This window comes from Algoriphagus marincola DSM 16067 (assembly GCF_000429405.1).
Lineage (GTDB): Bacteria > Bacteroidota > Bacteroidia > Cytophagales > Cyclobacteriaceae > Algoriphagus > Algoriphagus marincola.
In genome coordinates, this window is sequence record NZ_AUBU01000006.1 from 404946 (window position 1) to 425015 (window position 20070).

Annotated in this window: 23 protein-coding genes; 7 read left to right on the forward strand and 16 right to left on the reverse strand. The window is 42.5% G+C overall.

Going from position 1 to position 20070, the window contains the following annotated elements; genetic code table 11:
• Positions 1-33: 33 nt before the first annotated feature.
• The 4 genes from G457_RS0110290 to G457_RS0110305 all read right to left on the reverse strand — a co-directional run bounded on the left by G457_RS0110290 (position 34) and on the right by G457_RS0110305 (position 4959).
• Positions 34-2466, reverse strand: a complete 2433-nt coding sequence (locus G457_RS0110290) for an outer membrane beta-barrel family protein (protein ID WP_026946407.1) — start codon at positions 2464-2466, stop codon at positions 34-36.
• Positions 2467-2667: 201 nt separating this feature from the next.
• Positions 2668-3276: a superoxide dismutase gene (locus G457_RS0110295; RefSeq protein WP_026946408.1), complete on the reverse strand. Its 609-nt coding sequence runs from the start codon at positions 3274-3276 to the stop codon at positions 2668-2670.
• A gap of 105 nt (positions 3277-3381) precedes the next feature.
• Positions 3382-3825, reverse strand: a complete 444-nt coding sequence (locus G457_RS0110300) for a nucleoside deaminase (protein ID WP_026946409.1) — start codon at positions 3823-3825, stop codon at positions 3382-3384.
• Positions 3826-4959, reverse strand: coding sequence for a hypothetical protein (locus tag G457_RS0110305; protein ID WP_026946410.1), 1134 nt, complete (start codon positions 4957-4959; stop codon positions 3826-3828).
• Positions 4960-5196: 237 nt separating this feature from the next.
• Here G457_RS0110305 and G457_RS0110310 point away from each other — a divergent pair, with 237 nt between their 5' ends.
• Entirely contained in the window at positions 5197-6306 is a 1110-nt protein-coding gene (locus G457_RS0110310; RefSeq protein ID WP_026946411.1) for a Na/Pi symporter, read from the forward strand.
• On the opposite strand, the gene deoC is transcribed toward G457_RS0110310, so the two are convergent.
• Together deoC and G457_RS0110320 are read right to left on the reverse strand one after the other, a co-directional pair.
• Positions 6303-6971 (reverse strand): deoxyribose-phosphate aldolase, encoded by a 669-nt coding sequence (gene deoC / locus G457_RS0110315; protein WP_026946412.1) that lies wholly within the window; start codon positions 6969-6971, stop codon positions 6303-6305. The two genes, G457_RS0110310 and deoC, sit on opposite strands and share 4 nt — an antisense overlap.
• On the reverse strand, positions 6961-8169 hold the full coding sequence (locus tag G457_RS0110320; RefSeq protein ID WP_026946413.1) for an NAD(P)-dependent oxidoreductase: 1209 nt from the start codon (positions 8167-8169) through the stop codon (positions 6961-6963). The genes deoC and G457_RS0110320 overlap by 11 nt, the downstream gene beginning before the upstream one ends.
• A 34-nt stretch (positions 8170-8203) precedes the next feature.
• On the opposite strand from G457_RS0110320, the gene G457_RS0110325 reads away from it, so the two are divergent.
• Entirely contained in the window at positions 8204-8791 is a 588-nt protein-coding gene (locus tag G457_RS0110325) for a methyltransferase family protein (protein ID WP_026946414.1), read from the forward strand.
• A 94-nt stretch (positions 8792-8885) separates the two neighbouring features.
• Here G457_RS0110325 and G457_RS0110330 read toward each other — a convergent pair whose 3' ends face one another.
• Genes G457_RS0110330 through G457_RS0110345 form a run of 4 tightly spaced genes read right to left on the reverse strand, consistent with a single transcriptional unit; the run spans position 8886 to position 11999 of the window.
• Positions 8886-9443: an FKBP-type peptidyl-prolyl cis-trans isomerase gene (locus G457_RS0110330; protein ID WP_246628859.1), complete on the reverse strand. Its 558-nt coding sequence runs from the start codon at positions 9441-9443 to the stop codon at positions 8886-8888.
• Positions 9440-9991 (reverse strand): FKBP-type peptidyl-prolyl cis-trans isomerase, encoded by a 552-nt coding sequence (locus G457_RS0110335; RefSeq protein ID WP_035483593.1) that lies wholly within the window; start codon positions 9989-9991, stop codon positions 9440-9442. The genes G457_RS0110330 and G457_RS0110335 overlap by 4 nt, the downstream gene beginning before the upstream one ends.
• Positions 9992-10008: 17 nt before the next feature.
• Positions 10009-10935, reverse strand: coding sequence for an FKBP-type peptidyl-prolyl cis-trans isomerase (locus tag G457_RS0110340; RefSeq protein WP_026946417.1), 927 nt, complete (start codon positions 10933-10935; stop codon positions 10009-10011).
• 29 nt (positions 10936-10964) lie between these two features.
• Positions 10965-11999 carry a DHH family phosphoesterase gene (locus G457_RS0110345; RefSeq protein ID WP_026946418.1) on the reverse strand — a complete coding sequence of 345 codons (1035 nt, stop codon included), beginning with the start codon at positions 11997-11999 and terminating at the stop codon, positions 10965-10967.
• A gap of 187 nt (positions 12000-12186) precedes the next feature.
• Between G457_RS0110345 and G457_RS0110350 the strand changes: the two genes are divergently transcribed.
• Complete coding sequence (locus tag G457_RS0110350) at positions 12187-12609, forward strand: nucleoside-diphosphate kinase (protein ID WP_026946419.1); 423 nt, start codon at positions 12187-12189, stop codon at positions 12607-12609.
• A gap of 77 nt (positions 12610-12686) precedes the next feature.
• On the opposite strand, the gene G457_RS0110355 is transcribed toward G457_RS0110350, so the two are convergent.
• Genes G457_RS0110355 through G457_RS22795 form a run of 4 tightly spaced genes read right to left on the reverse strand, consistent with a single transcriptional unit; the run spans position 12687 to position 15353 of the window.
• Complete coding sequence (locus tag G457_RS0110355; protein ID WP_026946420.1) at positions 12687-13529, reverse strand: hypothetical protein; 843 nt, start codon at positions 13527-13529, stop codon at positions 12687-12689.
• Positions 13530-13585: 56 nt separating this feature from the next.
• A complete protein-coding gene (locus G457_RS0110360) occupies positions 13586-14263 on the reverse strand; it encodes a nitroreductase family protein (RefSeq protein WP_026946421.1) in 678 nt (225 codons plus the stop codon).
• A 53-nt stretch (positions 14264-14316) separates the two neighbouring features.
• On the reverse strand, positions 14317-15150 hold the full coding sequence (locus G457_RS0110365) for a hypothetical protein (protein WP_026946422.1): 834 nt from the start codon (positions 15148-15150) through the stop codon (positions 14317-14319).
• Positions 15151-15188: 38 nt separating this feature from the next.
• Positions 15189-15353, reverse strand: coding sequence for a hypothetical protein (locus G457_RS22795; protein ID WP_155847127.1), 165 nt, complete (start codon positions 15351-15353; stop codon positions 15189-15191).
• 77 nt (positions 15354-15430) lie between these two features.
• On the opposite strand from G457_RS22795, the gene G457_RS0110375 reads away from it, so the two are divergent.
• From G457_RS0110375 to G457_RS22970, 4 genes are read left to right on the forward strand one after another with little or no spacing between them, the layout of a single operon-like run.
• On the forward strand, positions 15431-17209 hold the full coding sequence (locus G457_RS0110375) for a MutS-related protein (RefSeq protein WP_026946423.1): 1779 nt from the start codon (positions 15431-15433) through the stop codon (positions 17207-17209).
• Between the two features lie 45 nt (positions 17210-17254).
• Positions 17255-18388 carry a 5-(carboxyamino)imidazole ribonucleotide synthase gene (locus tag G457_RS0110380; RefSeq protein ID WP_026946424.1) on the forward strand — a complete coding sequence of 378 codons (1134 nt, stop codon included), beginning with the start codon at positions 17255-17257 and terminating at the stop codon, positions 18386-18388.
• Complete coding sequence (purE, locus tag G457_RS0110385; RefSeq protein WP_026946425.1) at positions 18385-18900, forward strand: 5-(carboxyamino)imidazole ribonucleotide mutase; 516 nt, start codon at positions 18385-18387, stop codon at positions 18898-18900. Before G457_RS0110380 ends, purE begins: the two co-directional genes overlap by 4 nt.
• 15 nt (positions 18901-18915) lie before the next feature.
• Positions 18916-19068, forward strand: coding sequence for a hypothetical protein (locus G457_RS22970; protein WP_165967592.1), 153 nt, complete (start codon positions 18916-18918; stop codon positions 19066-19068).
• A 70-nt stretch (positions 19069-19138) separates the two neighbouring features.
• Here the strand turns inward: G457_RS22970 and G457_RS0110395 are convergent, their stop codons facing one another.
• Both G457_RS0110395 and G457_RS0110400 read right to left on the reverse strand, forming a co-directional pair.
• On the reverse strand, positions 19139-19600 hold the full coding sequence (locus G457_RS0110395; protein ID WP_026946426.1) for a hypothetical protein: 462 nt from the start codon (positions 19598-19600) through the stop codon (positions 19139-19141).
• Between the two features lie 11 nt (positions 19601-19611).
• On the reverse strand, positions 19612-19965 hold the full coding sequence (locus G457_RS0110400; protein WP_026946427.1) for a DUF3127 domain-containing protein: 354 nt from the start codon (positions 19963-19965) through the stop codon (positions 19612-19614).
• Positions 19966-20070: the final 105 nt, after the last annotated feature.

Here is a 20070-nt window from a genome sequence, read left to right on the forward strand (position 1 = left end):
ATTGGCTAGGAGCTGATTTTCAAAGTATTAAGTTTAATCTAGGCGGTTTCTTTCTTCTGAGCTACCTGTGCTAGAACGTACTCGGAAGCTTTCACCCTGAGCAAATCTCCATCTTAAGGTAAAGCGCACACCCTGATTGCTTCGGTATTGTCTAAAGCCTGTATTGATGTCTGCGAAATCCACATTGGCTCGGATGATCTGTGAGCGGAAAAGGTCAGTACCGTTGACAGATAAGGTGAGCTTATCCTTCATCAAGGTCTTCGTCACCCCTGCATCTACCCAGGCAAACCCTTTGATGGTACCCTGTCCCCAGATTTGTGGGCCTACATACATTCCGACCAACTCAAATTTGAAGCCTTTTGGCAAGGTCAGATTATGTTGGGTACGAGCCATGAAGGATACTTGATCTGTGTCAAGGAAGTCATCTCCAATTTGGGACTTGAATCGGTTATAAGTCACCTGTACCATGTTTGAAGCATTCCACCACTTTGTAATTTCAACCGGTACGATTCCACGGAAATTGACATTTCTGGTTTTATCAAAATTATCCGTGAAGGTGGTCGTCGTTCTAGCTTCCTGATCTTGGATAAATACCTGCATAAAGGCATCTTCAGTCTCAGAATAACCTAAAGTGAACTGGTATGCTCCATTGATGACATGATTCATCTCGAAGTTATTCGAATACTGAGGTCTCAAATTCGGGTTACCGGTTTCTGATGTCAATGGATCGATGTAATAGATGAATGGATTGAGCAATCGATAGTTTGGACGAGTGATTCGACGGTTTAGATTATAGATGATTTGATACTTCTCACTCACCTGATGCTGTACAAAGAAGCTAGGGAACAGGTTGAAATATTGTTGTTTGTTTTGCTGTTCCAATGTCACTGAATTTCCCAAAATGTCTGAGTACTCACCTCTTAAGCCAAATTGATAGTTTACTTTTGGACTGAAAGCTCCTTTCAAGGAAGCGTAAGCAGCTAAGACATTTTCACTATAGATAAACTGGTTAGAATTTGGATCCGGCTCAAAAGGTCCTTCTTCGATTGCACGGCTTAGATCCAGATTATTGTCGGATTCTACCCAGCTACCTTTTAGACCTGTTTCCAAGATCTTTCCATTTTTTAAGGGTTTGGTGAAATCAACTTTTGCCGTCAGGATGGTATAGTACATATTATTCAGCGTGAGTATTTGATCAGTTGTAAAATTGGACTGATCCACCCCGGTCCAGTACTCATTGGAGAGCAAAGACTCAGAGTTTGATTTCATGATGGTATAATCCAAGTCCGCAGCAATTTTAGTCCCTAAGGTATCTAGCTTTCCATCATAGTGGAGGTTTCCAAAAATTCTGTCTCTGGTTCCATTATCATCATTTCGAGAGTTCAAATAGTTGAATTCCGACTCACCAGGAATAGAAATCTCTGTGAAGGAGTTATTATTCGATCCTCCGGTAGACCTTGAGGCTTGAAGGTTGATCCCCAAGTTATGATTGGGATTGATCTCGTAGTTTGCCGATCCGGTAAAATTCGGAGTACGGAAGCGAGTTTTGATTCTGGAGTCTTGAGTAAACTTGGATGTCCCTTCTTCTAGCTCAAAGTTTCGGATGATATCCAGGTCATTGTAATTTGCGATTTCATTGTAGTTCAAATTCGCATTGGTAGACCATTTTCCTTTTTTCACATTGATAGTTGCGCCAGCAAGTGGAGCATTCAAGCCGTTGTATTGATTTCCTATTTGAATATTTCCAAAGACTCCATCTACCGTGCTTTTCTTCAATACAATATTGATCACACCTGCGGCACCTTCAGCATCAAATCGGGCAGAAGGATTATTGATGACTTCGATACTTTTGATGTTTTCTGCGGGCATTGACCGAAGGTAGTTTGCCAAATCAGTCGAACTCATGTAAGTAGGTCTATCGTTGATCATCACTGTGACACCAGTGCGACCATTTAGATTGATATTTCCATCCTGATCGACATAGACACCCGGAGATCTACCGATGACGTCCAAGGTGTTTGACCCTTCTGCCATCACAGTTCCTTCTACATTGACGATAGTTTTATCCGGTTCGATGATGATTTCCGGTCTAGATGATTGTACGGTGACTTCATCAAGACCAGTCATTTCATCTTCCAATTTGACGACACCAAAATCTTTGGTCATTCCAGGGACTAGCTCGAAGGTCTCAGAACTATAGGTCGTATACCCAATTGAGGAGATCACCAGTTTGACCGTTGCAGACTTTACTGATTCGATGAAGAATATCCCCTCCTCATCAGAAACAGCTCCATCCACTAATCCACCGTTGTTTGATTCGATCAAGGCAACGTTTGCAAAAGGAACGGCCTTTCCATTTTGGTCAACGATTTTCCCTGAGAGCTTGCTGATATCTTTTGCAGCAAGGGTGCTTAGGCCCATCAGGTAAAATAGAAAAGAAAGAAAAATTAAGTTGGCGGTTTTCATTTGTGTTGGTTCTTTATTGTTTTCGTGCCAGCTAATGAAAAAGAAGTGCCATACTGCAAAAAGCTCTAAAATCTGTCAAATGCGGCGTTTTAGGCTATTCAACAAAAAAAGCATGTTCGTTTGTGAACACTTATTGTTCCGAAAACCGAACAAAAAAATCCCCGGATTTGGGTCCGGGGATTATTTTTAATTGTTGAGTTATTATTTCAAAGCAGCCAAATAGCGCTTGTTAACCTCTTCCCAATTGATCACATTCCAGAATGCTGAGATGTAATCAGGACGACGGTTTTGGTAATTCAAATAATAGGCGTGCTCCCACACATCCAATCCGAGGATAGGAGTACCTTTAATTTCAGCAACATCCATCAGTGGGTTGTCCTGATTTGCAGTAGATACGATTTCTAAATCGCCTGTTGCAGTAACAATCAACCATGCCCATCCAGAACCAAAACGGGTAGCTGCTGCCTTTGAAAATAAGTCTTTGAACTCATCAAAATTCACAAATTTTGCATCGATAGCGCCAGCTAGTTCACCTGTAGGGTTTCCGCCGCCGCTTGGAGAAAGAATTGACCAGAAAAGGCTGTGATTGTAGTGACCTCCTCCGTTATTTCTAACGGCTGTATTGGAACCTGCCACTTTCATCAGCTCTTCCAGAGATTTGCCTTCTAGGTCAGTTCCTGCTACTGCGTTGTTAAGATTGGTCACATACCCATTGTGGTGCTTGCCATGGTGGATTTCCATTGTACGCGCATCGATATGAGGTTCAAGTGCATTAAATGCGTAAGGTAAGGATGGTAGTTCAAAAGCCATTTGTTTTTAAAATTTATGGTGAAACATGTATTAAATATCCCTTTAAAGAATCTGCTTTGGTAACCACTATCCATGACAAATGGTTCTTTTATGTCGAAAAACATCTCATTTTCGTAGTTTTTCGAAAAAGCGATGAATTAATTCCTCCGCTTGCGCCGCCAAGATACCTTCGTGAATTTTTGTTTTAGGGTGGAGCGTATTCGGGTTACTTTGTCTAAATCCTCTTTTTGGATCCGCTGCTGCAAAGAAAACTTCCCCTATTTGGGACCAAAAAAGTGCTCCTCCACACATAGTGCATGGTTCAAGGGTTACATACAAGCGACAATCATTGAGGTATTTTCCTCCCAAAGAATTGGCTGCTGAGGTGATGGCTATCATTTCCGCATGGGCGGTCACATCGTTTAGCCTTTCCGTTTGATTGTATGCTTTGGCTATGATTCGGTTTTTGGATACGATCACCGCACCTACGGGGATTTCCCCCTCTTCGAAAGCAATCTGCGCTTGCTTTAGCGCTTCATTCATGAAATATTCGTCCGAATACAGCTCCATTTACCTGAAATAATCAAGGATTTCATTTCGAATACCCTCATTGATCACTACAGCCAAAATCAAGGAAACTACTAAACCGATGGTCGCCTTGTAAAGGTCATTACTTGCCAGTTTGAATGCTCGGAATCTCCACGCTTTCTTGTTTTTGGCCTTGCCATGCTTTCCTATAGCAATGGCTAACTCACGACCTCCTAGCAAACCAATGAACACCCAAGTGGTACTCATCGGCACATTGCTGTACATTTTGAAATAGAAAAGGATTATCGCATAAACAAAGTCTACGATGGTAGCAGCCCGTACGTCGGTGACATTGGTCTTCTCATTTACGATTCCCTGGATCTTGTCACCTTTCAGGTAGAAAAGAAATCCTAGGCCTACAAAAACAAATCCTGTGTATATCAAAAACTCAGTAACTCCAAGCTGCCTAGGAAGGAAGACGGCAATATTTGCAGCATCCTGCATGATCCAAACCGACCAAAGTGTACCTGAAGTGATCCACTGAAGGATAGTCCAATAAGGTTTTGGCTTTCCCTTGAGGTAATTCTTCATCAGCCGCTCTAAGGCAAACCATACCACAATGGCTAGGACAAAAGCCAAAATGTAACCCATAAAACTCTTAACCATCACACTTGCGATGGTACCGGCTTTGTAGGTAAATACATTCAGAAGCAAAAAGGTAGTAGAGACTGGCATTCTAAGCCTAGTCATAATCAAAAGGACAATAGGAGCGGCTAGCTGTAGAAAGACAAACCCTTCCGGAGCACGATCAAGGCCGGGTACTGAAAGGCGTTGGTGACTGACATCTCCGTCATAAACGACCCAACTGTAAGTCACCGTCGCGACGAAAATCATTCCCATAAAGAGCCAAAGCCAATACCACTTGCGATGCTGATTGGATGCAATGAAAGTACCAATGGTCTGAATACTGTCATTGGCGATGGCTGAATAGGCTGCTAAGAAAAAACCAAACCACATCGCAGGATAAGTGTAGGGAGCGATGATGGCTGCCACTGAGATCAAAACACATATCACAATCAAGAAAGTCCTTTCTTTTTTTGTGAAGTCAAAAAGTGCGTAGGCGGTTTTGGAAAGGTTTTCCTGATTGATGTTTTGGTCAATGCTCTTCTTGGCCATGTTTTAGCTGGTGGGAGTTTGGGACAAAATTAAAGAAGTTATTCAGGCCTTCATGTTAATAAATTGTTAAGCTAAAAATAAGCAATCTATTTAAGCTTGACATCATGTTGTTTATCCTAAAAAAATTCCAAATTTTGCCCATTGATCAAAAAGCTATTTGGATAGCAGCGCCAATTCAACGGTGTTTTTTCAGATGAGTGAGAAGATCAGAAAACAAGCCAACACCTATCGCATTTAATGGAAAGCTGGGATCTAGAGCAAAAAAAAGAAGCAAAGTGGAAAAGTTACGCCATTGGATTGGTTGCGCTTTTGCTGTTCATTTTTGCAATTGATCTTTTGACTGTCTCCATGGGAGACCTCAATAGTAAAGTCGCTACTGATCTCTTCTCAGCTACCAAAAATCCCTTCATTAGCTTATTTATTGGTCTTTTGATGACCGCTTTGCTACAGAGTAGTAGTACAGTAACTGCAAGTGTGGTGGCCGTAGTTGCGGCTGGGACTATTTCTTTGGAGCAGGCTGTACCCTTGGTCATGGGAGCGAATATCGGCACGACGCTGACCAGTACCTTGGTTTCTTTTTCTTACATTATGAAGAAGAAGCAATTCAAGCGTGCGCTTTCAGCAGGTATCATTCATGATATCTTCAATATTTTCACGGTAATCATTTTACTACCTCTGGAACTCTATTTCCAACCATTGACAAAATCGGCTTTGTATTTTGCCCATTGGTTTGCTCCTAACGAAGATTTCTCCGGACCTGTAGTCTATCATTCCTTGTTTACCAGGCCTCTAACAAATTGGCTGGTAGAGGCCATTGGTATCCCTTTTTTGACTACAATTCTTGCAGTGTTTTTGGTTTTTGCTGCGATCAAACTGCTAGCCACTTCTATCTACAAGACTTTTGTAGTCCATAGCTTTCAGGATATCAATAAAGTCATCTTTAAAAATAGCAGTCTGGCTTTTTTCTACGGGACCTTTTTCACCGCGGCTGTTCAGTCTTCTACAGTGACGACTTCGCTGATTGTCCCGCTTGTGGCCACCAAAAAAGTAAGCCTTAAAAAAGTATTCCCATTCATCGTTGGGGCAAACATTGGAACTACCATTACAGCAGCAATAGCCGCACTTTATAAAAGTGAAGCTGCGATCGCTTTGGCAATTGTGCACTTTCTGTTCAATACCATCGGGGCTTTGTTGATTTTAGGCATTCCTAGGTTTCGGAATGTTCCCATCCGTTTGGCAAATCTGATGGGGAAGAAATCGGTAAAATCCCGATTATGGGGTTTTGCTTACCTTTTACTGATGTTTTTTATTATTCCCTTTTTGCTGATTTATTTCAGCTCAAATTAAGATTGGGAGTCTTTCCAGGCTTCAAAAAGGGCTTTTGCACTACTGGTACCAATCCGATCCGCACCTGCTTGGATTAGCTCCAAAGCAAAGTCCAAGGTTTTAATTCCACCGCTTGCTTTGATGCCTGTATTTGAAGAAAGGGTTTCTCGCATCAGCTTAATATCTGAAACCTTCGCTCCGCTAGGCGCATAGCCGGTGGAGGTTTTGACAAAGTCGGCACCTGCATCCTGACAGATTAAGCAAGCTTCCCTAATTTGACTTTCATCGAGGTAAGCTGTTTCGATAATCACTTTCAAAACCCGCTCCTCCTCATGACAGATTTTAGCAATTTGTGCGATTTCGATTTTTGGCCAATTCATCCCCGAGTGAAAGGCGGTCTGTGACCAAACGAGATCTAGCTCATCTGCTCCATTTTTGATTGCTTCGTGGGTTTCTGCCACCTTAGTAGCTGTATCTTCAAATCCAAAAGGGAATCCAATCACCGTGACTGTCTGAATATCCTCTTGCTCGAGTTCGCGGTGGACCTTTTTGACCCAAAAAGAAGGGATACAAACACCTATAAATTGATATTCGATGGCCTCCCGAATCAATAAATCTACCTCCTCCGTCCTCATGGTAGGCTTTAGCAGAGTGGATTCTAAAAATCGATTAAAGTTATTCTTCATTTGCCACGTAGTCTTTCAAATACATAAACTCCAACGTCAAATCACCATCTCTTGCAATAGTGGCCCGCTCAAGAATGGCGGAGTTTTCCTTTAATAGTTCCGGAACGATCCATTCACTCAATTGTCTGCCAAAATCCTTGGTGGCCTCCCTGGGTAGCTCGCAGGGCAAATTATCAATAGCCATGACGGAAATGCTGTTCTGCTTTCCAAAAGCTCCGATTTCTTCTCCACTATCGCGGTCAATATCATAAACCGGAGAGGCGATCGTAGAAGGCCTCACGGTGGTGGGGATGTAGCCATCGATGTCGCAAGTGATATCAGCAATCACCGAAATGGAAAAGTCAGGCGAGGCGATCTCTGATTTTTGGAAAAGCTGTGGCGCTTTTGGGTCCCAGTAGACCGCACCGATTAAGATTTCTCCTTCTTCTGCAAATTTGGCGAAGTGACTTTCGTAAAGCTCCGGCTTAGTATAAAATTCCTCTTTGCTGAAAGCACCATCCGTGCGTCTACGGTTATAATCTCCCACATCCAATTGCACATAGACGGGCTCTTCGAAATACTGATGCAAGAACTCTTCCGTACTAACTTTTCGGATTCCCATACTATCCAGGATTTCCTTTGAACCACCTCCTACTCGTCCTGTTCCGGTCAAGATGATTTTCACCGGTGGGAGCTGAATTTTATTGAGTTCAGCCTTTAGCTCCACTAAATCAAAACACTCATGAGCTCTTTTGATTTGGAAAAGATCAGTCTTTTGACCGTAGGTCCAGAAAGCATTGTATGCCCCGACTACGCCTGCCCAGCGTCCGAATGCCACTACTCGCTGCTTGTTATCATCGGTTAATACCTCATAATCGATCAGTCGGATGTTTTTCTCCAAAACAGCCCGAAGCAAATTCCGATTGTAAGGCTGCTTTTTGATCGTATGAGAAAAGAAAAAGTAAGTCTTATTTGGAATCAATTTCTCAATTGGCACTTCCTTCACTCCAAAAAGTACATCACAGCCAGAGATATCCTCCAAAACTTCAACTCCGGCTGATTCGTATTCCTCGTCTGAATAGCCCCGTATCGGGCTTGATTCTACGTAGAAATGGAGTTTGCCCTGATATTCCTCATTAAGATTTTGGAGCTGCTCGGGAGAAAAGGGAGCTCGCTTGTCCGGTGGATTTTTCCCTTCGCGGATAATGCCGATCTTCATACCGTTGTTTTCTTGATGCTGGATAAATTTACAAATGAACTACATCTATTTGATTCTGCTTTGGGCAGTTTTTTATGCAAGTCATAGTTTTCTGGCTTCGGGCAAGTTAAAAAGAAAACTTGAGTCAAAATTGGGAAAGGCCTTTAAATGGTATCGACTTTTTTATTCCCTATTCTCCCTTTTCTTTTTCGTGATTTTAGCACTTTACAGTTTAAGCATTCCGGCACAGAGGCTTTTAGCAAAAGGGGACCTCCTAATCTACTTTGGATATATGGCTGCTACTTTCGGGACGATTATCATTGTCCAAAGCTCTAAAATGTGGTCCATCGGGAAGTTTATAGGTACAAGGCCCGAAGAACCACAAACTGAAAAGAAACTGATTCGGGCAGGATGGTATAGTAGAATGCGGCACCCTTTGTATGCAGGTTTACTTTTGATCTTTTTGGGATACTTTTTTGTGGCAGGGACTTATACCTCCTTGACTCATTTGCTTTGTTTGATTGTTTATCTTCCGATTGGGATTTACTATGAAGAGAAGAATTTAATCGCTGAGTTTGGGGGTGCTTATAAAAAATACAGAGAAGAGGTACCGGCCATCTTTCCCAAAATGAGATTTTGGTAATATGTTTTTTTACTGGCTAAACAGATTAGATCAAATAAAAAACCCCGTCAGAGATGAACTATGACGGGGTCCCAAGAAATATTATTCTCGAATATTAATCAATTCCGTAGAAATCAATATCAAATCGAAGGACTGAATTCGCAGGAATTCGAGCATTGCTAGTTTGATCTCGGTATGCAAGTGGAGAAGGGATAATCATCACAGCTTTAGATCCTGGTCGGAGTCTTCTGAAACCAAAGTCCCATCCTCTAATGACATTGCCGGATCCTACCACAAAACTGAATATGGTGTAAATTCTATTTTCTACCCAAATATCATTATCGATAGCTACCTGCTCAAGGGTGGTATCGAAAACAGATCCATCGGTAATTAGGGAACCGACATAATCTGAATAAACGACCGTTCCACTTGTAGGTCTAGTACCTGTTCCTTCCTCCTGAACAATCACCACAACCCCTGATGGATCATGGATGCGGTAAAGACTGTCGATCCGTGCCGTATCCAGATAGGCATCAATTTTTTCCCGGTCAATGGCCAAATTCCCCGCTTCATCATAAGCTGGGCCTGTTTGAAAGGGATTATTTGGCTCACAAGCCATCAAGGCCACAAATGAAAATACAAATAAGGATAAGACTTTTAGTCGTTTGATCATTGCTGAGGTCCTTTTTTCAAATCTATAAAATCAAGCTCGAAGATAAGGGGAGAATTGGGTGGAATATCACCTTGAGCCGCACCTCCATATCCGAATAGGGAAGGCATGATGACGGTCGCTTTATCCCCTGCTTCCATGATAGCGATAGCTGATTCAAAGCCTTCGATCAATTGTCCTCTTCCCAGAATAAAGCGCAAGGGTATATAATTTCTATTCTCAGAAAAGATGTTGTTTTCTCTTGCGACTGATTCAATCGATGTATCGAATACTCGACCGTTCAAAAGCCTACCCACATAGTTCACCTGCACAGTATCTCCTGGAACAGGTAATCTGCCGCTATTTGAAAGTTCTTGCCAAATGACTCGAAAACCGGAGACCTCATCCACAAAGTCTTTGGGTCCAGTGATCGGGTTTTCAGCCAAGTACTCTTCAATGGCTTTTTTGTCTTTTTCTAGGATACTTTCTACTGTAGACTCTGAATCTACGCAGGCCGTAAAACCGATTGCCAAAAGAACAACACCTAAATAGGATAACAGCTTTTTATTCATGATTGGATTGAATGATTTTATTTCTGTATGTCTGTGACTTCTACGTCAAAAACCAAAATGGAGTTGGGACCAATCAGTGCTCCTGCACCATTTTCTCCATAGCCAAGTGGAGAAGGAATCAGAAACTTCGCTTTGGATCCTTTTTTCAATAGCAATAATCCTTCATCCCATCCTGGAATGACCTGACCCATTCCCACGTTTACTGGAAGAGGCTCGTAAGGGCGCCCAGCATTGAAAATTCCTTTTTCTTCTGCAAGGCTTTGAATAGATGTGTCGAAGATGGTGCCATCTAGAAGGTATCCGGCATAGTTGACATACATAGTCGTACCAGGAGTAGTCTCCGGGCCAGTGCCTTCACGCTCGATGACATAGTAAAGACCATTTTCAGTCTTTTGTACATCCAAGTTGTTGGCAGCGGCATATTCTTCGATTTTCTTTCCGTCTTCTACCAAAAGTACTTTGGCACGCTCTGCTCTTTTCTCATTTTCGATGATGGAAACTTGAGCAAAGTATTGGCTCAAAGAATCCTGAGAGATGATATCCATCACGCCAAGGTTCACGACCAATTCCTCTTCAGCCTCTAAAAAAGGAGGGAAATTCGGGCCAAAAATGGTTTGAACCTGAGAGGTAAAGGTAATGCTGTCTCCCTTTTTCAGTGCCATGAAGATCTCATCCATCCCATTATTGACTGGGATACTGTCATTCGCCATCAAGTAGCCAGGTACAGGCTGATCATAGGTATTGTAGATCAAGGAGTCTTCAGCATTTTTGATCTGAAGGTGGTACATCAAAATCTCACCATTTTCTGGCTTTTGAGAACCTTCATTGATGTAGGTGTACTCGATTCCATCCCGCTCGGTTACTTGTGTTTTTTTACAAGAAGTGATGGTGGATGCCAGTACCAAGCTGGCAAGGGTTGCCGTCAGGCGAAGTGAATTTTTCATATGGGTGTTGAAGAAATTTTTACGAATTGTTACTGGACAGAGACCTCTTCCTCTTGAAAAAGTTCGGTTTGATGCTTTTCTACAAGCTTTTCAAACTTTTCAACCGTTTCTTTCAGGCTCAGCTCGGACTTGCCCCCTGAGGCATTTTTGTGTCCTCCACCATTGAAGTATTCGGCTGCAAACTTATTCACGGCCACTTCTGCTGATGATCGGAAGGAAATCTTGATTCCATCCTCCCGCTCAGAGAAAAGGGCTGCTAATTTGATCCCATCCAGAGAAAGCGCGTAATTTACTAAGCCTTCGGTATCTCCGGTTCGGCTTTGATATTTTTTAAGATCTTTTTTGCTGATGGCAAAGTATGCCATGTGTAGGTCTTCCCGAATCACCAAACGTCTACTGATAGCAAAACCAATAAATTTCAGTCTATTGACTGAATTGGAGTCGTAGATCCAGTTGGCAATTTGGGTGACATTCGCACCAAGTTCGATCAAGTCTGCTACGACGAGATGGACGTTTTTGGTCGTATTGGGATGTCTAAACCCACCGGTATCCGTCATGATACCCGCGTAGAGGCAAGATGCGATACTATCATCGATCAAGTCTCTGTCCTCCAGGGCTACAATCAATTCATACACCAGTTCGCAGGTAGCTGCAGCTTCTGTACTCCAGAGTCTATAGTTTGCAAAATCCTCCGGATCTTGGTGATGATCGATGTTGACGATGTAGGCGTCAGACTTACGAATAAGTTCGCCAAGCTCGTTGACTCTGTTTAAGCAAGAAAAGTCCAGGCAAATAACAATATCTGCTTCATCAAGGGCTTTTTCCGCTTTTTTTCTGTGATCCTCCCGGCTAAAATCCAAGACGTCATCATTTCCTTCCATCCAGTTGAGGAAAGAGGGATAATCCGTTGGAGTTACCACGCTGACTTGATGGCCATTCTTTTTCAGATAGCCTGCCATTCCCAGGGAAGACCCTAATGCGTCAGCGTCGGGTTTTACGTGGGTGGTGATGAATATATTTTTGGGGGAGGAGAGTTCTCTTTTGAATGAGGCTAATGCTTCCATTTGTCAATTTTCTACGGCACGTATGCACTAGTAGTCCGCAAAGGTCAGTAATTTTTTCGCAAATGCCAAAGTGGCCATTTTATTGAAAATGAACGGGCTACTGGATAAATACTGCATGATCTTCGGAAACTCTGGGCTTTTCCGCTATTTTTGCGGCCGAAATAAACCAATGTAAACTCAAAAACACATGGCAGGAAACAGAACATTCACCATGATCAAGCCGGATGCTTTCGAAGCTGGCAATTCAGGAGCCATCTTGAAAATGATCGAAGATGCAGGCTTTAAGATCGTGGCTATGAAAGCTACCCGCTTGACGCCAGAGCTTGCTGGCAAATTCTATGAAGTTCACAAGGAGAGACCTTTCTACAAGGATCTTTGTGCATACATGTCTTCCGGACCTATCATCGCTGCTATCTTGGAAAAGGACAATGCGGTGGAAGACTTCCGAAAACTGATTGGAGCTACCAACCCTGAGCAAGCTGCGGAAGGAACCATTCGTAAGATTTTTGCAAAATCCATCGAAGCAAATGCGGTACATGGATCCGATTCTGACGAAAATGCAGCAATCGAAGGTAATTTCTATTTTTCTCAGCTAGAGCGAATTAGATAATTATCAAAAAAGTAAAAATTGAAAAGGCTGTTCTGATTTGATTCGGAACAGCCTTTTTTGTGAAATAAAGTCTAAAATTATCCTCTTGGGATGGTGATCGTCCTGCTTTGGTCACCTCTTGAAATAGTCACCTCACGATCGCAACCCTCATCTCCAAAGTCAACAGAAATTTGAGGTCTTTCTGAAATATTCAAAGTAAGAATACCCTTGCTGGGAATTTTGATGCCAGTATTGATACAACGCTGTGCGTAGATCAAGGGATCGGTGATTTCTACTCGATAGCTATTTCCTCTGCGATTGACTCCTTCAGACCCTCCGTCCACTGCATAAATGAATCCTCTTTCTTGGTTTGGCAGGAAGATACGCTTGGTGTGCCTGGATTCGAAAGTACGGGTAGTGCCATCAGGCCAGGTGATTTTCCCGCCTTCTACTCGAGTGATGAAGGTGAAAAATCGATCATCTTGATTGAAGCCTTCATTTCTTACAATTCGGACCCCTTCGATTTTTCGCTCATTGATATAAAAATCCTCAAAGGTAGTCGTGATGACAGATCCTGGCGCCCAATATCTGCCAGTGTAACTTACAATTACTTTACCTTTTCGAGTGATTCCCCTCGGGCTGGTGCATCCATCTCCAAAATCCAAGATCATTTTCTTTTCATTGGGTAGCCAGGTGATATCCACCCGCTCGCAAAGGTCTTCCTCTACCGTGGCTACGGTCCGGTCTGCAAATCCATTTCGCTGAAATCCTGTCAGGACGATATCATCAATATCTTCTAGCGTTCCAGTCAGGTCGGTTTCACGATTTACCTCTTCCGAGTCCTCCAGTTGGCTGATGGGAGCTTCATCCTCCTTTTGGCAGGCTGTAAAAAGAAAGCCTACTGCTGCAAGGGCAATTAGTGTTTTTTGTAGTCTGTTCATGATCGGGAAATTTTATATCCAAAACTGCCCATTTGACTGAGGCAAAAGCCATAGGTTTAATAGCTTATCAAAATTTCTTCCAATTTCTTTCGATGAATATCCGGTACAAAGGTCTCTTTTTTAGGATAACCTACCGGTAGGAGTAGGTAAGGCTTCTCATGCTTGGGACGATTAAGGATATCACTGAGGAAATTCATCGGGCTGGGAGTATGTGTCACCGTGACTAATCCGGCCTGGTGGATAGCTGCAATCAAAAAACCACAAGCAATTCCCACGGATTCATTCACATAGTAATGTTGGATTTTTTCATCGCCTTCCATTCCATAGGATTGCTTGAAAACGACAATTAAGTAAGGAGCGATTTCCAAAAATGGCTTCTCCCAATCCGTTCCTAAGGGTTTTAGATCGGATTTCCAAGTTTCGGTCATTCTTGATTCATAGCTGATTCGTTCTTCTTTTTCAGCTTCTATTCTTATTTTTTCTTTGATCTTCGGGTCTGAAATCAGGCAAAAGGTCCATGGCTGCTTGTGGGCACCGGATGGGGCAGTTCCTGCAGTAAGAATGATTTTTTCCAATACTTCTCTTGGTACATCTCGATCATCAAATTCCCGAATGGTTCTTCTCCGATTCATCATTCGATAAAATTCATCAGAACGCTGAATCAGTTCTTCCTCGGCGTATTCCTGATGATCGTACTTGAGGTGAGGAAACCCATTAATTATTTTCTTTTCCATAAAAAAAAACGGCTACCCTTGAAGATAGCCGTTTTTAGCAGAATAGCCGAAACTTAATCGAGAGTAACTTCTCTTGTCCCTCCCGGATAGGTGATTATAATGTTTTTGTCACATTGACCATCGCCATAGTCTACCGAAACATTGAACCCGCTGTAGTTGAATTCCATAACCCCTGAGCTTGGGACTAGTACACCGGTTTCTACACAGTCTTGTGTGACTAAAAGCGGGGAGGTGACAGTTGTAGTATAGTCAAGTCCTGCTCTACTTTTTCCTGAAGCATTTCCTGTGATAGAAATTTCATACCCATTTTGTTCATTGAGGGTGACAACTCGCTCCTGCGTAGTAGTGTAGGTGACGAAAGTGCCATCAGGCCAAGTAACTTTCCCATCTGTGACGGTCACTTTTAATGTCACGCGATTATTGAAAATATCGATATTTTGGTTTTCTATGGTTCGAGTGCCTTGTACTGCGAGTCCATCCACTTCATAGCCTTCAAAAACTGCTATGACCTTAGCTCCTGGAAAGAGAAAGTTTTGATTGTATGTAAATACGATTTTTCCTTTCCGTACAGTTCCTCCCGGCGAGGTGCATCCCTCGCCAAAGTCCACAGTGATTTTTTTCTCTTCCTCATTGAAAGTCACATCTACACCAGGACATATTTTATCAAAGCCTTCATTGACTAGGCGACCTCCGAAATTGAGAGACTGAAAAACGGTCAGCGTAAAATTGTCTAAATCTTCATAAACCTGATTCACGGTAATATCTTCATTCACCAGAGTAAGATCTACCTCCGCGGAGGTTGGATCTGTGTCTTCGCTACAGGAGAAAAGTATCCCAAGAAGTCCTATTGCAAGGATACTACTAAAAATTATTGATTTCTTATTCATAATCGTTTGAGTTTGAAAGTAGGAAGTTAGCTTATATTTTATTGGTTTTTAGGCTTTTGTGTATCTTTATTCGGTGATTTCCCTCCACAGCCTACATTAGTTCCAAAGGGGATGTCTTCTGGAAAAAGCCCCATTTTCTCTGAAAAATCAACGATATTTTCAAAATCAGGGGGGCTATGTTTTCCTTTTTTCTTTTTGGGCATACATTATTAATTCTGTTTTCTAACGATGAAAATCAAAGAATCAACATAGAATAATCACGGGAAATCTATATTTGAGGATGCAAAAAGGATTTGATTTTGACCCTAGCGAAGTTCCTACAAAAACTCTTTCCCTCAAAAGACAAATATCAGGCCTTTCTCTCTTGAGACTTCTATTATTTGTGGGAGTTCTAGGTAGCGGAGTACTTTTTTTCTCTGATTCAGGATTTTGGATTCTCGCATTGCTTGTTATTTCTGGAGCTTTTGTCAAAGCAATTCAGCGCTTCAATTATCTAAAAGACCAGGAAGCCATTTATAAAAGCCTTCAAAAGATTCAGTTGGAAAATCAATTTCGAGCAGATCGAAAACTCAAGGAATTGGATGGGGGAGAAGAATTTTTGGAAAAAAGCCATCCTTTCACCAATGACTTGGATCTCTTTGGGGAGCACTCTCTTTTTCAATTGATCAATCGCACTCAATCCCAAAAGGCACGAACCATGCTCGCTAATCGATTGAAGTCTTCTTTTAGCCTACAGAAAAGTGAAGAAATCCGTTCGGCAGTTGAAGAGCTTTCCTTAAAAACCGATTTTCTCAGATCCTTTGAGTCTGTGGGAAAGGCTTTTTATCAAGAAGGTAAATCCACCACAGCTTGGCAGGCATGGATGAAAGCACCTGCCAGTAAAAAAGCCTTCACCCTAGGATTGGGAATCCTCGGGATTATTGGAGGGGTGATATTGGGGAGTCTCGGATATTTGGGGCTATTGCCTTTGGCATGGCTAGGGCTTTGGACTTTGATCGGGATACCTTTTTTGGGTTTGGTTTTTGGAGATCTTAAAGAAGCTGATGAGCGGATACCCTCTTCTGATTTGTTGAAAACATACCGGCTTTGGGTTGAGCTTCTGGAGGATGAAGAATTTGAAAATCCACTGTTAGTTTTACAAAAAGAGGTCATCGTTCAGAAAAATGGTCCTAAGGCTTCCCTACTTTTGAAGCAACTGGATGGTCATTTGCTCTGGGTACAGAATCGTCTCAACCTGCTATACATTCCCCTGAATTTATTTTTCTGGACAGATTTACTGCTGCATTATCGATTGATGAGGTGGAAAAGCCAGTGGGGTTCACTGATCAGTGAGCTACCCGATGCTTTAGCCGATTGGGAGCTTTGGGTTTCTTTGGCAGCCTTTGAAAAGGCCGAAAATCAAACCTGTGAAACAGAAATCTCTAAGGATTTGAGTTTCTCTGCTCTAGGCATGACACATCCCTTGCTCCATCCCGAGATAGCAGTTGCCAATGATTTTCGACAGGATCAATCCGGCAAGTTGATTCTTTTGACAGGAGCAAACATGAGCGGAAAAACCACCTTTATGCGTACCCTTGGGATTAATTTAGTGCTTTTGAATTTGGGGCTGAGTCCTTTTGCGAAGCGTCTACAAGTAGGAGAATGTCAGCTTTACACTAGCATGCGGAATTCGGATAATCTCGGTGAAAGCGTCAGCTCATTCTATGCCGAGCTGAGCCGGATCAAGGGAATGATTGATCGCTTGGAGTCTGGAGAAAGGCTGTTTTTCCTTTTGGATGAAATTCTGAAAGGAACTAATACCGAAGATCGGATTGCGGGAAGTGAGGCATTGATTCGGCAGTTGGAGGAATTGGACTTTTTGGGAATCATCAGTACCCACGACATTGAATTGAGCCGTTTGGAAGAGAAAATTGAATATGTGCGCAATTTCAGCTTTCACTCAGAAGTCAAGGAAGATACTATCGAGTTTGACTATCTAATTAAGGAAGGCCCTTGTCCAAGTTTCAATGCCCATAAATTGATGGAATTGATGGGAATTCGCTTCGATGAGAAGGCTTAATTTTTCCTTCGAAATGAAAGATGTATTTTTGGGCATTCTAAAATCATGAGCAAAAAGAATCAAATACTCGGCGTTCTTGGCGGCGGTCAGCTAGGAAGGATGCTGATTCAGTCAGCCATTAATTACAATCAGGATATCCACATTTTGGACCCGGATCCCAATGCCCCCTGTCGCGACCTTTGTCAAAAGTTTGTAAATGGGTCTTTGAGAGACTTCGATACAGTTTATCAATTTGGCCAAGGTTGTGATATCATTACCATTGAGATCGAGAGCGTCAATACAGAGGCTTTGGAAAAACTTCAAAAAGAAGGAAAGCAAGTGTTCCCGCAGCCGGAAATCATTCGACTCATTCAAGATAAGCGGGAGCAGAAGCAATTTTACCAGAAAAACGGGATACCCACTGCCGATTTTATTTTGGCAGCGGATCAGGAAGATGTGCTTCGAAATAAGGCTTTTCTTCCTGCTGTAAACAAACTTGGGAAGGATGGATATGATGGACGAGGAGTGCAAATTTTGAGGGATGAATCCGATTTGGATAAGGCCTTTGATGCGCCGGGATTGCTTGAAAAGTTGATCGATTTCGAAACCGAAATAGCTGTCACGGTGGCTCGGAATGAAAAGGGAGATTTGATTGCTTACCCAGCTGTAGAATGTGCTTTTCACCCAACAGCTAACCTAGTTGAGTTTCTTTTTGCCCCTGCGAGTATTTCCCCAGAGGTAGCTGAAAAAGCTGAAAAGATAGCCAAAGAGGTTATCACCAAACTGGGGATGGTAGGGATATTGGCTGTAGAGATGTTTGTAACTAAGGAAGGGGATGTATTAGTAAATGAAATCGCTCCCCGTCCACATAATAGTGGTCACCATACGATCGAAGCCAATTTCACCAGTCAGTTTGAACAGCATCTCCGCTCCGTGATGAATTGGCCTTTGGGCGCCACGGATCTCCGGACTCCTGCAGCTATGATCAACTTGCTCGGGGAAGATGGCTATATAGGGGAAGCCTACGTGGAAGGAATGGAAGAGGCCGTTTCCGAAAAAGGTGTTTACATTCATCTCTATGGCAAAAAAGTCACCAAACCTTTTCGAAAGATGGGCCATGTGACTGTTTTGGATGAAAATGTGGATAATTTAAAAAAGCGAGCTATCGCGATCAAAAACCTAATAAAAATAAAAGCATGAACCCACAGGTAGGAATCATCATGGGCAGCCAGTCAGATCTTCCGGTTATGGCTGAAGCAGCACAAATGCTAGAGGAACTTGGAGTCACTTATGAATTGACCGTTGTGTCTGCTCACCGAACTCCAGACCGAATGGTGGAATACGCCCGATCTGCACGAGAGCGCGGGCTCAAAGTCATCGTGGCTGGAGCAGGTGGAGCAGCCCATTTGCCGGGTATGGTCGCTTCAATGACCAGTCTTCCTGTGATCGGAGTTCCCGTGAGGAGTTCCAATTCTATAGATGGATGGGATAGCATTTTATCCATTTTGCAGATGCCTGGAGGGATTCCTGTAGCTACAGTAGCCTTGAATGGCGCAAAAAATGCGGGAATTTTGGCTGCATCTATGGTAGGAGCTTTTGACGAGCAGGTAGGTAAAAACCTAGATGCCTATAAGAAAGGTCTTCAGGAAAAAGTAGAACAATCAGCTCAAGAAATCGAGACCAAAGGCTGGAAGGCCATCGTGAAGAAATAGAAGTTTTATTAGGCCATGAACTGGAATAGACCTGTCAAATTCAAAATCAGTGGAGAAGATTGGGAAATGCCCCTGTCGATCTTGATTTTGTTGATTGTTTTAGCCCTAGTTCTAATGATCGGTGGAGCTTGGATGGGTTTTCGGTTTGGTTCTGGACAGCTTGAATAGATAATATTAAAAAAGCCGATTGGTTTTCCAATCGGCTTAATTGAATCATATTTTTTGATTAGCGTTTTTTTCAATCCGTAAAGATTCCCCACCCGTCATCGTATTTTTCAGAAGGATCAAAACCCTTGATCCATTCCAAAAATAGTTTCCTGTATTCTTCGATAGCTGCTCGTAGTAGTTGAAGATGCTCTTCGGCGTGAGTTTCTTCCATGGCTAGCTGGTAGGTCATGGAATTAAGGCTTTTGGCATGGATTTTCATAAGCATGGCATTTTCCATTTTTGCGACGAAATCAGGAATAGCTTCCGCTCCCGCGAATTTGGCGCTCATAATCATGGCGTCTTCCATCATAATGCTACCATAGAGCTCCTTTCGTGCCTCATCCAGACTTCCGACCAATGCCCTCGTAAGATCTACGACATCTTTCGCCTTCTTCATTAAGGGGTGCTTGTAGATTCGATCCTGTTCTTTTCGAAAGTCGAACTCATCATCTCCATCGAAATCTGGATCTTCATCATCAAAATCGTCCCACATAATAATTTGATTTAAAAGGGTAGCTGGTCTTCTTCGTCAGAATGAAAAGTGTCTACATCGAGTGGGGCATTGGCAGCAGAAGTATTTGCTGTGCCAGCTCCCATTTTTTCTACTCGGTATGCTTTGATATCCGTGTACCATCTTCCATTGTATTCACGGCTTTCTGGATCCACGCTTAGTTTTACCTCATCGCCTTCTGCAATTGGGAATTGATCGATTTTATCTCCCCAAAGGGCTACACACACCTTTTTTGGGTAGTTGCCTGGAGTTTCGATGATGAATTCCTGCTTTCTCCAGGTATTTCCGTTTCTAGAGTTACCACTGACTTCTGCCAGTTTTTGAATTACTTTTCCGCTCAGTTCCATAGTCTTTATATTTCTAAGGACGAAGTTAAGGAATGCCTACGGAAAGACCTTGGTAGAATTTACTTTTTGAAAAGGCATCTTTTTCGGATTTAACATTTTTTGGCA

Excerpts from the sequence above, each read along its gene's own strand:
- G457_RS0110290 (WP_026946407.1), bottom strand. The coding sequence starts at position 2,466 with ATGAAAACCGCCAACTTAATTTTTCTTTCTTTTCTATTTTACCTGATG.
- G457_RS0110295 (WP_026946408.1), bottom strand. The coding sequence starts at position 3,276 with ATGGCTTTTGAACTACCATCCTTACCTTACGCATTTAATGCACTTGAA.
- G457_RS0110300 (WP_026946409.1), bottom strand. The coding sequence starts at position 3,825 with ATGGAGCTGTATTCGGACGAATATTTCATGAATGAAGCGCTAAAGCAA.
- G457_RS0110305 (WP_026946410.1), bottom strand. The coding sequence starts at position 4,959 with ATGGCCAAGAAGAGCATTGACCAAAACATCAATCAGGAAAACCTTTCC.
- G457_RS0110310 (WP_026946411.1), top strand. The coding sequence starts at position 5,197 with ATGGAAAGCTGGGATCTAGAGCAAAAAAAAGAAGCAAAGTGGAAAAGT.
- deoC (WP_026946412.1), bottom strand. The coding sequence starts at position 6,971 with ATGAAGAATAACTTTAATCGATTTTTAGAATCCACTCTGCTAAAGCCT.
- G457_RS0110320 (WP_026946413.1), bottom strand. The coding sequence starts at position 8,169 with ATGAAGATCGGCATTATCCGCGAAGGGAAAAATCCACCGGACAAGCGA.
- G457_RS0110325 (WP_026946414.1), top strand. The coding sequence starts at position 8,204 with ATGAACTACATCTATTTGATTCTGCTTTGGGCAGTTTTTTATGCAAGT.
- G457_RS0110330 (WP_246628859.1), bottom strand. The coding sequence starts at position 9,443 with ATGATCAAACGACTAAAAGTCTTATCCTTATTTGTATTTTCATTTGTG.
- G457_RS0110335 (WP_035483593.1), bottom strand. The coding sequence starts at position 9,991 with ATGAATAAAAAGCTGTTATCCTATTTAGGTGTTGTTCTTTTGGCAATC.
- G457_RS0110340 (WP_026946417.1), bottom strand. The coding sequence starts at position 10,935 with ATGAAAAATTCACTTCGCCTGACGGCAACCCTTGCCAGCTTGGTACTG.
- G457_RS0110345 (WP_026946418.1), bottom strand. The coding sequence starts at position 11,999 with ATGGAAGCATTAGCCTCATTCAAAAGAGAACTCTCCTCCCCCAAAAAT.
- G457_RS0110350 (WP_026946419.1), top strand. The coding sequence starts at position 12,187 with ATGGCAGGAAACAGAACATTCACCATGATCAAGCCGGATGCTTTCGAA.
- G457_RS0110355 (WP_026946420.1), bottom strand. The coding sequence starts at position 13,529 with ATGAACAGACTACAAAAAACACTAATTGCCCTTGCAGCAGTAGGCTTT.
- G457_RS0110360 (WP_026946421.1), bottom strand. The coding sequence starts at position 14,263 with ATGGAAAAGAAAATAATTAATGGGTTTCCTCACCTCAAGTACGATCAT.
- G457_RS0110365 (WP_026946422.1), bottom strand. The coding sequence starts at position 15,150 with ATGAATAAGAAATCAATAATTTTTAGTAGTATCCTTGCAATAGGACTT.
- G457_RS22795 (WP_155847127.1), bottom strand. The coding sequence starts at position 15,353 with ATGCCCAAAAAGAAAAAAGGAAAACATAGCCCCCCTGATTTTGAAAAT.
- G457_RS0110375 (WP_026946423.1), top strand. The coding sequence starts at position 15,431 with ATGCAAAAAGGATTTGATTTTGACCCTAGCGAAGTTCCTACAAAAACT.
- G457_RS0110380 (WP_026946424.1), top strand. The coding sequence starts at position 17,255 with ATGAGCAAAAAGAATCAAATACTCGGCGTTCTTGGCGGCGGTCAGCTA.
- purE (WP_026946425.1), top strand. The coding sequence starts at position 18,385 with ATGAACCCACAGGTAGGAATCATCATGGGCAGCCAGTCAGATCTTCCG.
- G457_RS22970 (WP_165967592.1), top strand. The coding sequence starts at position 18,916 with ATGAACTGGAATAGACCTGTCAAATTCAAAATCAGTGGAGAAGATTGG.
- G457_RS0110395 (WP_026946426.1), bottom strand. The coding sequence starts at position 19,600 with ATGTGGGACGATTTTGATGATGAAGATCCAGATTTCGATGGAGATGAT.
- G457_RS0110400 (WP_026946427.1), bottom strand. The coding sequence starts at position 19,965 with ATGGAACTGAGCGGAAAAGTAATTCAAAAACTGGCAGAAGTCAGTGGT.